9 protein-coding genes and 1 pseudogene are annotated in these 14,454 nt (G+C 74.0%); 5 read left to right on the forward strand and 5 right to left on the reverse strand.

Annotation, left to right across the window (positions count from 1 at the left end):
- Positions 1–24 precede the first annotated feature (24 nt).
- The gene (locus QQK22_RS06550) at positions 25–1,368 is read right to left on the reverse strand and encodes a replication-associated recombination protein A (protein WP_284250209.1); all 1,344 of its coding nucleotides are present in this window, start codon (positions 1,366–1,368) and stop codon (positions 25–27) included.
- A 29-nt stretch (positions 1,369–1,397) separates the two neighbouring features.
- On the opposite strand from QQK22_RS06550, the gene QQK22_RS06555 reads away from it, so the two are divergent.
- Positions 1,398–3,674 (forward strand): MMPL family transporter, encoded by a 2,277-nt coding sequence (locus tag QQK22_RS06555; protein WP_284250210.1) that lies wholly within the window; start codon positions 1,398–1,400, stop codon positions 3,672–3,674.
- A 433-nt stretch (positions 3,675–4,107) separates the two neighbouring features.
- On the opposite strand, the gene QQK22_RS06560 is transcribed toward QQK22_RS06555, so the two are convergent.
- The 3 genes from QQK22_RS06560 to QQK22_RS06570 all read right to left on the reverse strand — a co-directional run bounded on the left by QQK22_RS06560 (position 4,108) and on the right by QQK22_RS06570 (position 7,956).
- Positions 4,108–4,911 (reverse strand): GNAT family N-acetyltransferase, encoded by an 804-nt coding sequence (locus QQK22_RS06560; RefSeq protein WP_284250211.1) that lies wholly within the window; start codon positions 4,909–4,911, stop codon positions 4,108–4,110.
- A complete protein-coding gene (gene aspS, locus QQK22_RS06565) occupies positions 4,908–6,722 on the reverse strand; it encodes an aspartate--tRNA ligase (protein ID WP_284250212.1) in 1,815 nt (604 codons plus the stop codon). Before aspS ends, QQK22_RS06560 begins: the two co-directional genes overlap by 4 nt.
- Before the next feature lie 79 nt (positions 6,723–6,801).
- Complete coding sequence (locus tag QQK22_RS06570; RefSeq protein ID WP_284250213.1) at positions 6,802–7,956, reverse strand: pyridoxal phosphate-dependent aminotransferase; 1,155 nt, start codon at positions 7,954–7,956, stop codon at positions 6,802–6,804.
- 311 nt (positions 7,957–8,267) lie between these two features.
- Between QQK22_RS06570 and QQK22_RS18615 the strand changes: the two are divergent.
- Positions 8,268–8,755: pseudogene (locus tag QQK22_RS18615) on the forward strand (DEAD/DEAH box helicase); the annotation flags it as partial.
- A 42-nt stretch (positions 8,756–8,797) separates the two neighbouring features.
- Positions 8,798–10,006: a helicase-related protein gene (locus QQK22_RS06575; protein ID WP_348525631.1), complete on the forward strand. Its 1,209-nt coding sequence runs from the start codon at positions 8,798–8,800 to the stop codon at positions 10,004–10,006.
- A 171-nt stretch (positions 10,007–10,177) separates the two neighbouring features.
- On the opposite strand, the gene hisS is transcribed toward QQK22_RS06575, so the two are convergent.
- Positions 10,178–11,557, reverse strand: coding sequence for a histidine--tRNA ligase (gene hisS / locus QQK22_RS06580; protein WP_284250214.1), 1,380 nt, complete (start codon positions 11,555–11,557; stop codon positions 10,178–10,180).
- A 128-nt stretch (positions 11,558–11,685) separates the two neighbouring features.
- Here hisS and QQK22_RS06585 point away from each other — a divergent pair, with 128 nt between their 5' ends.
- Both QQK22_RS06585 and QQK22_RS06590 read left to right on the forward strand, forming a co-directional pair.
- Positions 11,686–12,480: a peptidylprolyl isomerase gene (locus QQK22_RS06585; protein WP_284250215.1), complete on the forward strand. Its 795-nt coding sequence runs from the start codon at positions 11,686–11,688 to the stop codon at positions 12,478–12,480.
- The gene (locus tag QQK22_RS06590) at positions 12,477–14,429 is read left to right on the forward strand and encodes a DUF349 domain-containing protein (protein ID WP_284250216.1); all 1,953 of its coding nucleotides are present in this window, start codon (positions 12,477–12,479) and stop codon (positions 14,427–14,429) included. The genes QQK22_RS06585 and QQK22_RS06590 overlap by 4 nt, the downstream gene beginning before the upstream one ends.
- Positions 14,430–14,454 lie beyond the last annotated feature (25 nt).

The following is a 14,454-nucleotide window of genomic DNA, read 5'->3' on the forward strand; positions in this document are numbered from 1 at the left end:
ATCGCAGCGGACCTCACTCCCGCCTCAGGAGTCGAGGATCTCCCGGATGCGCGCCAGCCGCGGTCCGACCTGCGACTCGAAGCCCCGCCCGGTCGGCTCGTAGTAGCGCGCGTCCTCCAGGCCCTGCGGCGCGTAGGTCTGGGCGGCGACGCCGTGCGGCGCGTCGTGCGCGTAGACGTAGTCCTGCCCGTGGCCGATCTTCTTGGCACCCGAGTAGTGGGCGTCGCGCAGGTGCATCGGCACGGCTCCGCCGCGCCCGGCGGTGACGTCGGCCATCGCCGCGTTGATCGCCGCGTAGGAGGCGTTCGACTTCGGTGCCGTCGCGATGTGCACCACGGCCTGCGCGAGCACGATGCGCGCCTCGGGCATCCCGATGAAGCTGACGGCCTGGAAGGCGGCGACCGCCGTCGCGAGCGCGCTCGGGTCGGCCATCCCGACCTCCTCGCTCGCGGCGATCACGATCCGTCGCGCGACGAAGCGCGGGTCCTCCCCCGCGTGCAGCATCCGCGCGAGGTAGTGCAGCGCCGCATCGACGTCGCTGCCCCGCATCGACTTGATGAACGCGCTCGCGACGTCGTAGTGCTGGTCGCCGTCGCGGTCGTAGCGCACCGCGGCGATGTCGACAGCGCGTTCCACCGACGCCAGCGAGATGACGCTCTCCCCCACCTCCTGCGCGGTCCCCGCGGCCGCCTCGAGGACGGTGAGCGCCTTGCGCGCGTCCGGGCCGACGAGGCGCAGCAGGTGCGCCGCGGCGTCGTCGGCGAGGGTGAACGCGCCGTCCAGGCCCCGCGCGTCGGTGAGGGCGCGCTGCACGAGCGCGGCGACGTCGTCGGGCTCGAGCGGGTGCAGCGTGAGCAGGAGCGAGCGCGACAGCAGCGGCGAGATGACCGAGAACGACGGGTTCTCCGTGGTCGCGGCCACGAGCGTCACGAGGCGGTTCTCGACGCTGGGCAGCAACGCGTCCTGCTGGGTCTTGGAGAACCGGTGGACCTCGTCGACGAACAGGACGGTCTCCTGGCCGCCGCCGGACAGGCGACGCCGCGCATCCTCGATGACCGCGCGCACGTCCTTCACCCCGGCGGTGACGGCGGAGAGCTCGACGAACGTGCGGTCCGCGGCGGCGGCCATGAGGTAGGCCAGGGTCGTCTTACCGGTCCCGGGAGGGCCCCACAGCACCACGGACGACGGAGGCACCGACCCGGCCTGCGGGGCGACCAGCCGGCGCAGCGGCGACCCGGGGCGCAGCAGGTGCTCCTGACCCACGACCTCGTCGATGCTCGCCGGCCGCATCCGGACGGCGAGCGGCGCGTCGGCCCGCACGGCGGGGGTGCCGGAGCTCTCGCGCCCGGCCGCCTCGAACAGATCCACCGCTCGAGCCTACGTGGGAGAGTGTGGGGGTGTTCGCGCGTCTCGGCCGCACGGTGACCCGCCGGCCCCGTTCCCTCCTCGTCCTGTGGATCCTCCTGGCGATCGGTGCGGGCGGTGCGGCCATGACCCCGGTGCTCGGCGACCCCCTGTTCGCCAAGCTCGAGACCGGCGACCCCGGCGTCCCCGGCAGCCAGTCGATGCAGGTGCAGGAGCTCCTGGCGGACGCCGGTGACGGCGCCAGCACCACGATCCTGGTCGACGACGTCGACCTCGCGGACGCGGGGACCCGCGCCGATCTCGAGGCCGTCCTCGCCCCCGCGCGCGAGGATCTCGCCGCGATCGACGGCGTCGCGCAGGTCGTCGACCCGCTGCTCGCCCCGGACCCGACGGCGGACCCGGCCCTCGCCGTCCTCGTCTCCACGCAGGGTGACGCCTTCGTGCTGCGTGTGACGCTCGAGCCCGGTCTGGCGGGCGACTCGCTGGCGGACGCGGAGGACGCCGTCGAGGATCGCCTGCGGACCCTCGCGCAGGACGTCACCGCCGACGGCGCGGCCGGCAGCGCCACCGTGTCCAACACCTCGATCATCGTCTCGGCCGTCAACCACCAGATGGAGCGCGACCTCATCCGCGGCGAGCTCGTCGCGCTCCCGATCGCGCTCCTCGTGATGGTCGTCGTGTTCGGCGGCGCGCTCGCCGCCGGGATGCCGATCGTCGGCGCGATCGCCTCGATCCTCAGCGGCCTCGGCGCGATCATGGCGCTCAGCTACGTGATGGAGCTCGACTCCGTCGTCATCAACGTCGTGACGGTGCTCGGCCTCGGCCTCTCCATCGACTACGGGCTGCTGGTGGTCTCGCGGTTCCGCGAGGAGCTGCGGCGGCTGGTCGACGAGGTCGAGCGGATGGAGACCGCCGGCATCCCGGTGGGCCGCCGGCGGCGCGGCGGGCGGCGTCGCGACCCGCTCGTGGTCCAGGCCGTCGAGACCACCGTGGCGACGGCGGGGCGCACCGTCTTCTTCTCGGCCCTGACGATCGCGATCTCCGTGCTCGGGCTCGCCGCCTTCCCGGCCGATCTGCTGAAGGCCCTCGGCGTCGCCGGGGCGCTCGTGGTCGTCCTCGCCCTGGCGACCGCGCTCACGCTGGTCCCGGCGCTCCTCATGCTCAGCGGGCGCCGGTTCCTGCGCCCTTCGATCCTGAGCCGGGTGCCGGGGCTGCGCGCCGTCGTCGGGAAGCTCGGCGACGTCGCGCCGGACATCGGGGTGTTCTCCCGGCTGACGTCGCTGGTGCAGAAGCGGCCGCTCCTGACGATGCTCGGCGCGATCGCAGCGCTGGTGGTGATGGCCTCACCGCTGCTGGGGCTGCAGCTGCGCAACTCCGGGATCGACATGCTCCCGCGCGGCTCCGAGCAGCAGCGCTACCTCGAGACGCTCGGTGAGGAGTTCCCGGCCGTCGGCGGCGCGGACGTGTTCGTCGTCGCCACGGACGCCCCCGACGAAGCCGCGCTCGCGACGACCACCGAGCAGCTGGCCGCGCTCGACGGCGTCGCGTCCGTCGACCCCGCCGCCGACCTCGGAGACGGGCAGGTGCTGCTGGGGCTGCGGCTCGACGTCGAGGACGCCGGCGGCGCCGAGGCCGTCGCCGTCGTGAACGACGCCCGCGCGCTCGACCCGTCGCTGCTGGTCGGCGGGCAGGCGGCCGGGCAGGTCGACTTCGGGCAGTCGCTGATCGACGGGCTCCCCGTCGCCGCCGGGCTCGTGATCGCGGCGACGTTCGTGCTGCTGTTCCTCATGACCGGATCGGTGCTGGTGCCGCTCAAGGCGCTGGTGACCAACCTGCTGTCCATCGCGGCGTCGCTCGGCGTGACGACCTGGGTCTTCCAGGAGGGGCACCTCTCGGGACTGCTGCGGTTCGAGTCGGTCGGCGGTGTCGAGAGCTACATCGTCGCCGTCGTGGTGGCGTTCGGGTTCGGGCTCGCGATGGACTACGAGGTGTTCCTGCTCTCGCGCGTGAAGGAGCTCTACGACGGCGGGGCCTCCAACGACGACGCCGTCCGGCTCGGGCTGCAGCGCTCGGGCCGCATCATCACCTCGGCCGCGCTGGTCATCATCGTGGTGTTCGCCGGGTTCGCCACCTCGAGCCTGCTGCCGATCAAGCAGGCCGGGTTCGCGCTCGCGCTCGCCGTCGCACTCGACGCCACGCTCGTGCGGATGCTGCTCGTGCCCGCGACCATGACGGTGCTCGGCGACGCGAACTGGTGGGCGCCGCGCTGGCTCCGGCCGATCGCACGGCGACTGTCGCTGCAGCACTGAGTCACCGCCGCACCGGGGCCGGGTGGGCGCGGAACGCCCAGGTCGGGCCGGCGCGACAGGGGTGTCCGCTGTGAGCGGCTGACACCCGTCCGTTACGTCGCGGCGGCGCAGCAGACCGGCGCTGACCTGCGGCAACACTGGGAGGCGGTGGGTGGGACCGGCGCCAGCCGCTCCCAGCGGACACCTGCCGAGCTGGCCCTCGACCCCTGCGCCGCCGCCCAGGGTCTCGGCGCAGCGCTGGCTGCGGCGCCCGGGCCCTCGCTGTGAGCGGCTGTGTCTCGCGGACAGCGGCTGGTGGCGTCAACGGCCTTGGGCACAGGGCCCTGACCTGCACAGATACAGATCGCTAGCGGGGGCGGCAGCCAGCAGCCGCTGTGAGCGAGACTCAGCCGCTGTGAGCGAGGGTCGTGGGGCGTGCCAGCGCGCCAGCGCGTCAGCGCAGCGGGCGCGTCGCGCTCGCCGGACCGTACGAGCTCATCTCCGCGCGCGTGGTGAAGCCGAGGCGGCGGTAGAGCCGGCGCGCGGCGTCGTTCTCGGCGTACAGCCCGAGCGAGATCCAGTCGGCACCGGCCGCGAGACCGACCGCCGCCAGGTGAGCCGTGAGCGCCCGGCCCAGGCCACGACCGCGCTTCTCCGCGAGCACCCCGAGACCGTGCAGGTGCCACGACGCGCCTTCGCCGTGCCCCTGCTCCCCGCGCGCGCCAAAGACGCCGACCAGCGCGTCGCCGTCGTACGCCCCCGCCCAGGCGACCTCGGGCGCGGCGAGCGGATCCGCCGTCGAGCGCGGGTTCGTGCGACGGAGGACCTCGCGAACCACGGCGACCTCGGCCTCCGAGGAGACGTCGACGGCGCGGATCGACGTACCGCCCGGGAGGTCGGCCCCGCCGAGCGCGTCGGCGGCCTCCAGGGCCATCCAGTCCCACTGCGAGAACGGCACGAGCCCGAGTGCGTCGAGCACCCGGGCGGGCACCACGACGTCGCGGGGTGCGCTCAGCCAGAGCGCCGGCTCCGCCCCGCTGCGCCGACGCAGCCGCGCCTCGGCGTCGAGCAGGTCCTCGACCTCGACGGCCGCACCCCGCGCCATCAGCACCTCGCCCTGCGGCGTGGTGCGGGCGAGCAGCGCGGCCCCCGCCGTGCTCGCGGCGCGGCCGTGCGCCCAGTCCTCGCGCTCGGCGAGGATCAGGAGGTCGGTCTCGAGCACCTGCGGGAGCGGGGCCGGCAGCGGCCCCGCGCTCACGGCGCCGTGGTCCCGGTGGCTGCCCCGTCCTCGTCGTTCTCCGGCACGAAGTCGACGCCCGCCTCGGCGCGCTGCGCCGGCGTGATCGGGGCCGGCGCGCCGGTCAGCGGGTCGTAGCCGCCGCCCGACTTCGGGAACGCGATGACCTCGCGGATCGAGGCCGACCGCGTCATGAGCGCCACGATGCGGTCCCAGCCGAATGCGATACCACCGTGCGGGGGCGTGCCGTAGCCGAACGCGTCGAGGAAGAACCCGAACTGCTCCTGGGCCTGCTCGCCGTCGATCCCCATCACCTTGAAGACGCGCTCCTGCACGTCGCGGCGGTGGATACGGATCGACCCGCCACCGATCTCGTTGCCGTTGCAGACGATGTCGTAGGCGTAGGCGAGCGCCTCGCCGGGGCTGTCCTCGAAGCGGTCGATCCAGTCGGGGTTGGGCGAGGTGAAGGCGTGGTGCACGGCCGTCCACGCACCCTCGCCGACCGCGACGTCGTCGTCCTCGCCGGTGGGCTTGAACAGCGGCGCGTCCACGACCCACACGAACGACCAGGCGGACTCGTCGATGGCGCCGGTGCGCTTGGCGATCTCCAGGCGCGCAGCGCCGAGCAGGGTCTGCGACGCCGTCTGGCCGCCGGCGGCGAAGAAGATCGCGTCGCCCGTCTGCGCACCGGTCGCGGCGGCCAGACCCTCGCGCTCGGTGTCGGACAGGTTCTTGGCGACCGGCCCGCCGAGCGTGCCGTCCTCGCCGAGCGTGACGTACGCGAGGCCGCGCGCGCCGCGCTGCTTGGCCCACTCCTGCCACGCGTCGAACTGGCGGCGGGGCTGCGAGGCACCGCCGGCCATCACGACGGCGCCGACGTACGGAGCCTGGAACACCCGGAACGTCGTGTCGGCGAAGTACTCCGTCAGCTCCACGATCGGGTTGCCGAAGCGGAGGTCCGGCTTGTCCGAGCCGTACAGACGCATCGCGTCGGCAAAGGTGATCCGCTCGATCGGCGTCGGGATCTGCACCCCGATGAGGTCCCACAGCTCCACCAGGATCTTCTCGCCGAGCGCGATCACGTCCTCCTGGTCCACGAACGACGCCTCGACGTCGAGCTGCGTGAACTCGGGCTGGCGGTCGGCGCGGAAGTCCTCGTCCCGGTAGCAGCGGGCGATCTGGTAGTACTTCTCCATCCCGGCCACCATGAGCAGCTGCTTGAACAGCTGCGGGCTCTGCGGGAGGGCGTACCAGGAGCCGGGCGACAGGCGCGCGGGCACCACGAAGTCGCGCGCCCCCTCGGGCGTGGAGTGCGTCAGCGTCGGCGTCTCGACCTCGACGAAACCCTCGCCGTCGAGCACGCGTCGCGCCGCGGCGTTGACCTTCGCGCGCAGCCGCAGCGCCTGCGACGGCGCCGGCCGGCGCAGGTCGAGGTAGCGGTACTTCAGGCGCGCCTCCTCACCGGCCGCGTTGTCCCCGCCGCCGTCGCTCGTCTCGAGCGCCGTGGAGACCTGGAACGGGAGCGGCGCGGCCGAGTTGAGCACGACGACGTCGCTCGCCACGATCTCGATCTCGCCGGTGGCGAGGTTCGCGTTCGCGTTGCCCTCGGGGCGGCGCGAGACCTCGCCCGTCACCTGCAGCACCCACTCGGCGCGCAGCGGGTGGGCCACCTCCTCGTCGCGCACGACGACCTGGGCGATGCCGGAGGCGTCGCGCAGGTCGAGGAAGGCCACACCGCCGTGATCGCGACGGCGATCCACCCACCCGGTCAGGGTGACGGTGGTGCCGATGTCGGAGGCGCGCAGGTCGCCGGCGTGGTGGGTGCGGAGCACGGGAAGGGTCCTTCCGAGGGGTGGGGGCGCTGAGGGTCCAGCCGACCCGCAGCCGCTCGCGGGCGCGAGGGCGGACAGGTCACCGTCGATGGTAGTTCCACTCCGCGATCCGCTCGCACGCCGCCGCGACGACCTCGCGCCCGGGCGAGAACGACAGCCGGACCCAGCGCTCGCCGTCGACGAGGTCGAAGTCCGTCCCGGGCGCGAGCGCGACGCCGGTGTCGGCGAGCAGCCGCTCGCACCAGGTCGGCGAGTCCAGCCCCGCGGCGCCGATCTCCGCCCAGAGGTAGAACGCGCCGTCGACCGGGGCGACGCGGGTGAAACCGAGCGACGGCGCCGCCGCGAGCAGCACCTCACGGGTGCCGGCGAGCGCGGCGACCCGCGCGTCGCACTCCACGTAGGAGGCGGGGTCGAACGCCGCGAGCGCTGCGTGCTGGGCGGGCACCGGGGCGCAGAGCGCGAGGTTGCCCGCGATGTCGGCCGTGGCGCGCGCGAGGTCGGGCGGCATGACCAGCCAGCCGAGCCGCCACCCGGTCATCCCCCAGTACTTGGAGAAGGAGCCGATCGTGAGGGCCGCGGGGTCGCCGGCCGCCGTCGCGGCGACCGCGCCGTCGTAGACGATGCCGTGGTAGATCTCGTCGCTGACGCACCGCACGCCCTGCTCGCGGCACCACGCGAGGATCGCCGGCAGCTCGGTCGTCAGCGTGCCCGTCGGGTTGGACGGACTGGCGATGACCACGCCGGCGAGCGGACCCCGAGCGTGCGTCTCGCGCAGCGCCTCGAGCGTGAGCGCGTACCGCGCGTCCGGACCCGCCGCGACGTCGACCACCTCGCAGCCCAGGGCCGCCAGCGCGTTGCGGTAGGCCGGGTACCCGGGCGAGGCCACCGCGACCCGGTCCCCCGCGTCGAACGCCGCGACGACGGCGGCCAGCACCGCACCGGAGGCACCGGTCGTCATGAGGATGCGCGCCGGGTCCACCGCGACGCCGTAGCGCGCCGCGCAGTGCCCGGCGACCGCCTCGCGCAGCGCGGGCAGCCCCTGCACCTGCGTGTAGCCGAGGTCCCCGGCGAGCGCGGCGACGGCCGCCGCGCGCACCGGTGCCGGCGCTCCCCCGCCCGGCTCCCCCACGCACAGCGTCAGCACCGAGCGGCCCTGCGCCCGCAGCGCGTCGGCGCGCGCGAGCACGTCCATCACCGAGAACGAGGGGACGGCGCTGCGACGGGAGGGAGCCACGGGTCCATCCTCGCCGGTGCTCGCCCCGTGATCGACGGGTGAGACACCTCACCCGCGGCCACCGGGCGTCGCGGCGGACCGCGCGGTAGAGTGATCGGCGTCCTTGGAGTGCGCATCCCGCCACAGGGCCCCAGACAAGATCACCGGCACGTGCTCGCGAGCGCGATGGTGACCACGCACGTCGCAGAGCGCGGCGGCGAGACGACGGGCACGAGACGCGGGTTGACCGGCAGACACCGGTCGTATCTCCGCATCGTCCCCTCGTGAAGGGTTCCTCACCCGTGTCTGACCTCACCTTCGCCGACCTCGGCATGCCCGCGGACCTCCTGGCCGCCGTCGAGAACCTCGGCTTCACCACCCCCACCGCGATCCAGCAGCAGGCCATCCCGGTCCTGCTCGGCGGCAGCGACATCATCGGCGTCGCGCAGACCGGAACCGGCAAGACCGCCGCGTTCGGCCTCCCCTGCTGGCCGCGATCGACCCCGACAAGCGCGTCGTCCAGGCGGTCGTCCTCACCCCCACGCGCGAGCTCGCGATCCAGGTGAGCGACGCGATCGCCTCCTTCGTCCCGGCCACGAGCCGCGTCTCGGTCCTGCCGATCTACGGCGGCGCCTCCTTCGTGCCGCAGCTGCGCGGCCTCGAGCGCGGCGCGCAGGTCGTCGTCGGGACGCCCGGTCGCGTCATCGACATGATCGAGCGCAAGGCGCTGAAGATGGAGGAGCTCGCGTTCGTCGTCCTCGACGAGGCCGACGAGATGCTCCGCATGGGCTTCGCCGAGGACGTCGAGACGATCCTCGCGAGCACGCCCGCCACCAAGCAGGTCGCGCTGTTCTCCGCGACGATGCCGCCCGCGATCCGTCGCGTGGCCGACACGCACCTGACCAACCCGGTCGAGATCACCGTGGCGCGCCAGTCCTCCACGATCACGTCGGTCGAGCAGACCTACGCGATCGTCCCCTACCGCAACAAGGCCGAGGCGCTCGCGCGCATCCTGGCCACCAGCGACGTCGACGCCGCGATCGTCTTCGTCCGCACCCGCGAGACGGCCGAGGAGGTCGGCGCCGCGTTGGCCGCCACGGGCGTCAGCGCCGCCTCGATCAGCGGCGACGTCGCCCAGCGCGACCGCGAGAAGATCATCGACCGCCTCCGCGGCGGCTCCGTCGACGTCCTCGTCGCGACCGACGTCGCGGCGCGCGGGCTCGACGTCGACCGCATCGGCCTGGTGGTGAACTTCGACGTGCCGCGCGAGGTCGAGACCTACGTGCACCGCATCGGCCGCACCGGCCGCGCCGGCCGCACCGGCAGGGCGCTGACCTTCCTCACGCCGAAGGAGAAGCCGCGCCTGCGCACCATCGAGCGCGTCACGGGCTCGCGCCTCACCGAGGCCGTGCTGCCCACGCGTCTCGACGTCGTCGCGCACCGCGTCGGCAGCTCCGTCGCGAAGGCGGAGGAGCGTCTCGCGCAGGGTCGCCTGTCCGTGCACCGCGAGCGTCTCGAGCAGCACGCGGCGCAGACCGGCACCGACGTCCTCGACCTCGCGGCGGCGCTCCTCGCGCTGTCGGTCGGCGACACCGGCGGACCGGTCGAGGCCGAGGTCCAGCTGGCCGACCACGGCCGCGAGAACCGTTTCGAGCGCGACGGCGAGCGTGGCGGTCGTGACCGCGGCGACCGCTTCGAGCGGGGTGGGCAGCGCGGCGACCGTGGTGGTCGCGAGCGCGGCGGTCGCCCGGGCGGCAGCAGCGACGGCAACCGTTACCGCATCGCCGTGGGCCACCGCGACGGCGTGACGCCCCAGGGCATCGTCGGCGCCATCACCGGCGAGGGCGGCCTGCGCGGCGCCGAGATCGGCAAGATCGACATCTTCCCGTCGTTCTCCCTGGTCGAGATCCCGCTGGGGCTGGACTCCGACAGCGAGCGTCGCATCGGCGCCGCGAAGATCGCCGGTCGTCAGCTCCGCATCAAGGCGGACTCGGGTCCGCCCGCGCGCGGCCCCCGCGACCGTCACGACGGCGACCGCCCGGCGCGCCGCCCGCGCACCTACGCGCACTGAGCCCCACCACGTCTGACGACGAACGGCAGCGGCCGCGGTCCCGATCGGGACCGCGGCCGCTGCCGTTATCGGTCGGTGGGGTGGGGCCCCGAACCCGGGCCGAGAACGTCCTGGGCCGCGCGGAGACACCCGTTCGCGCGGCGCAGGACGTTCTCGACCGGTGCGGCGGGCTCAGTCGGAGGCGGTCACGACGGCGCGCGGGAACCAGTCCGCCGCCGGGGGCGCCCACACCGTCGCGTCCGCCTCGACCTGGTCGCCGCTGCGGATGTCCTTGACCGCATCGGCCTCGCCGGGCGCGCCCGGGAACCACACGTACGGGATTCCGCGCCGGTCGGCGTAGCGGATCTGCTTGCCGAACTTCGCCGCGGCGGGCGCGACGTCGCACGGGACACCGCGGGCGCGCAGCTGGGCCGCCACCTGGTTCGAGCGCGAGCGCGACTCCTCGTCGGCGACGGCGACGAGCACCGCCGTCGGCACGCTGCGGCTGGCCGTGACGAGACCGGCGGAGAACAGGCGGGAGAGCACGCGCGACAGCCCGATCGAGATCCCGACACCGGGGTAGGTTCGCGCGCCGTCGGAGGCGAGCGAGTCGTAGCGGCCACCGGAGCAGATCGAGCCGAGCTTCTCGTGCCCCACGAGCACCGTCTCGTAGACGGCACCCGTGTAGTAGTCGAGCCCGCGCGCGATCGACATGTCGGCGACGACGACACCCGGCGCGCGCACCTGCGCCTCCCGCAGGAGCCGCTCGAGCGCCGAGAGGCCCGTCTCGAGGTCCGCGAGGTGCTGCGGGTCCGCCCGCCCGACACCGGCGCCGATCGCCAGCACACGCACCCGCTCCACGACGTCGACGCCGCCCGAGAGCTCCGCCAGGTCGAGCGTCGCGGCCACCTGGGCCTCGCTCGCCCCCAGCTCGTCGCGCAGGAGGGCCGCGACGCCGTCGCGCCCGATCTTGGCCAGCTTGTCCACGCAGCGCAGCACCTCGTCGACGGCCTCCAGGCCGACACCGCGGTAGAAGGACTCCGCGACGCGGCGGTCGTTCACGAGCACCCGAACAGGCGGGAGCCCGATCTCGGACAGCGCCGTGAGCGCCTCGGCCGCGATCAGCGGGACGTCGATCTCGAGGTGGTCGGGCAGGCTGCCCTCGCCCACGACGTCGATGTCCGCCTGCCAGAACTCGCGGAACCGCCCGTCCTGGGGGCGCTCACCGCGCCAGACCGGCTGGATCTGGTAGCGCTTGAACGGGAAGCTCAGGTGCCCGGCGTTCTCGAGCACGTAGCGCGCGAACGGCACGGTGAGGTCGAAGTGCAGCCCGAGATCGCCGTCGCCCGAAGCCTGCTCGGGGTCGGCGTGCAGGCGCCGCAGCACGTAGACCTCCTTGGAGGTCTCGCCCTTGCGCAGGAGCTGGTCCAGCGGCTCGACGGCGCGGGTGGCGACCGAGGCGAAGCCGTGCAGCTCGAACGTGCGGGTCAGGATCTCGATCGCGCGCTGCTCGATGATGCGCTGCGCGGGCAACCACTCGGGGAAGCCGGACAGGGGGGTCGGTCGGGGCATGCCCCGATCCTCCCAGACGCACCGGCCGCGCCCGTCCCCGCCACCTATGCTGGAACGCGGGTCGGCACGGCTGCCGACGCCGCACGCACACGTCACGAGCAGGGCACCGGCACGTCACGGGAGGACCGATGGTCAGCAGGCAGGCACGCGAGGCCGAGCGACGGCGCCAGGAGAAGGCGAGGGCGCGCTTCGAACGGGCCGCCAAGGTGCGGCGCGAGCGCAGCATCGTGGCAGCGGCACTCGTGGCCGGGCTCGTGATCGCGACCGGTGCGGCGGCGTTCCTCCTGACGAACGACAGCGCCGACGGCGATGGCTCGGGTGACACCGCGCTCGACGGCGCCACCCCGACGACCGATGCGCCAACGCCCCTGAGCGAGCCCCTGCCCACCACGGACCCCGAGCTCTACGACGCGCCGCCCGCCGCGAGCGAGGCCACCGCCGCCACGGTCACGCTGGAGACCAGCGCCGGCGACGTCGTCGTCGAGCTCGACGACGCGGCGGCGCCCCAGGCGGTCGCCTCCTTCGAGCGGCTCGTGGGCGACGGCTTCTACGACGGCACCGCGTGCCACCGCCTCCTGCCGGACTCGCTCCTTCAGTGCGGCGACCCGACCGCCAGCGGGATGGGCGGCCCGGGCTACTCCTTCGGCCCCATCGAGAACGCCCCCACCGACGGCGTGTACCCCGCGGGCACGCTCGCCATGGCACGGCCGCCGGGCGACGGCGAGGGCATGGGAAGCCAGTTCTTCCTGGTCTTCGCCGACGTCCCGCTCCCGGACGACGCCGCCGGGGGCTACACGGTGTTCGGTACGGTGGTGCAGGGACTGGACGTACTCCAGTCGGTCGGAGCCGCAGGCAACGACACAGGCGCCACGAACGGACGCCCGGCGACGGACGTCATCATCGAGAAAGCGGTCATCTCGTGACTAGCACACCCGAACCCACCGACGAGCAGCAGCACGCCACGGACGCCCCCGCGGAGGTGACCGAGCAGACCGCTGCCGACATCGACACCTCCGTGGCCGCCACGGAGGAACAGGCGCCCGAGCTCGAGCCGGAACCCGGCGAGGACGGTCCGCAGGAGGTGACGACGGCGGAGGAGATCCCGCCCGCGCCCGAGACCGGGCTCTCGCTCACCGAGGAGCTCGTCGAGCGCGACGGCGTCGATGAGGTTGCAGCCGAGGACGTCTCCACGCTCGAGATCCCGCCCGCCGAGGAGTCCACGGTCGAGGTCGAGTCCGTCGCGGACACCGCGCCCACGGTCGACGAGACCCTGACGGCGGACCAGACCCCCGCACCCGACGAGGCCCCGGCCGAAGGTGACGTCGTCGCTGCCGAGGACGCCGCCGTAGTCGAGGAGGTGGCCGCGCCCGTCGAGGAGGCTGCCACCGCCGAGGACGTGCCGACCGCCGACGAGGCTGCGGCGTCCACGGACGCGGTGACGCGTGAGGATGCTGCGCCCGTGGAGGCGGCGCCGGTCGAGACGGCCACACCCGCTCCCCGCCCGACGCCGCGGCCCACCCCGCGCCCCGGACCGCGACCGGCTCCGCGGCCCGGCGCCGGCACGACGTCAGCGCGCACGACCCCGGCCCCCGCCGCGGTCGCCGCCCCCACCCCCGCCGACGAGAAGGCCGACATCGAGGCAGCCTCGGCCTTCGGCACCGTGGCCGAGGACGGCACCGTGACGGTGCGCGACGGCGAGGACGAGCGCGTCGTCGGTCAGTTCGCGGGCGGTGACCAGCAGGAGGCTCTCGGCCTGTACGTGCGTCGCTACCTCGACCTCAAGGCCCAGGTCGCGCTGCTCGAGACCCGCCTGCCGACGCTGAGCGCGAAGGAGGCGACCTCGACCCTGACCTCGCTCACGGAGCAGCTCACCGAGCCGGCCGCCGTCGGCGACCTGCCCGCGCTGCGTGCCCGCCTCGGCGTGCTGGGCGCCCAGGCCGACGAGCTGCAGGCCCAGGCGCGCCGCGAGCGCGAGGCCGCCCGCGCGCAGGCGGTCACCGACCGCACGGCGATCGTCGAGCAGGTCGAGGCCGTCGCCGCGACCGACCCGGCCCGGGTGCAGTGGCGCGACGCGACCGCGAAGGTCACCGCGCTGCTGGAGGAGTGGAAGCAGGCGCAGCGCACTGGCGTCCGCATCGACCGACCGACCGAGGACGCGCTGTGGAAGCGCTTCTCGCACGCCCGCACGAGCTTCGACAAGGCCCGCCGCGCCCACTTCTCCGACCTCGACCGCCGCAACAGCGACGCGAAGGGTGTGAAGGAGGAGCTGGTGGTCCAGGCCGAGGCGCTCGCCGACTCCACGGACTGGGGGCCGACCGGCTCGCGCTTCCGTGCGCTGATGGACTCCTGGCGGGCGGCTCCCCGGGGCCGTCGCAAGGACGACGACGCGCTGTGGGCCCGGTTCAAGGCCGCGCAGGACACCTTCTTCGGTGCCCGCACGCAGATGAACGCCGCGATCGACGCCGAGTTCGAGGGCAACCTGCAGGTCAAGCTGGGTCTGCTCGAGCGCGCCGAGGCCCTGCTGCCGATCACCGACCTCGCGGCCGCGCGCCGCGACATCCGTCCCATCCAGGACGCGTGGGACGAGGCCGGCAAGGTGCCGCGCGCCGAGATGCAGCGCACCGAGGCGCGGCTGCGCGCCGTCGAGCAGGCGATCCGTGACGCCGAGCAGGCGGAGATGCGTCGGACCGACCCGGAGATGAAGGCGCGCGTCGAGGGCGCGACGGCGCAGCTGCTCGACTCGATCACCGCGCTGGAGGCCGACCTCGAGAAGGCGCGCTCCGCGGGCAACGCCAAGAAGATCAAGGACGCCGAGGCGGCGCTGGCCACGCGTCGCCAGTGGCTCGCGGCGGTGCAGCAGTCCCAGGACTGACATCACCGGGGATCGCACGACCCCA

It is taken from the genome of Litorihabitans aurantiacus, assembly GCF_030161595.1.
Lineage (GTDB): Bacteria > Actinomycetota > Actinomycetes > Actinomycetales > Beutenbergiaceae > Litorihabitans > Litorihabitans aurantiacus.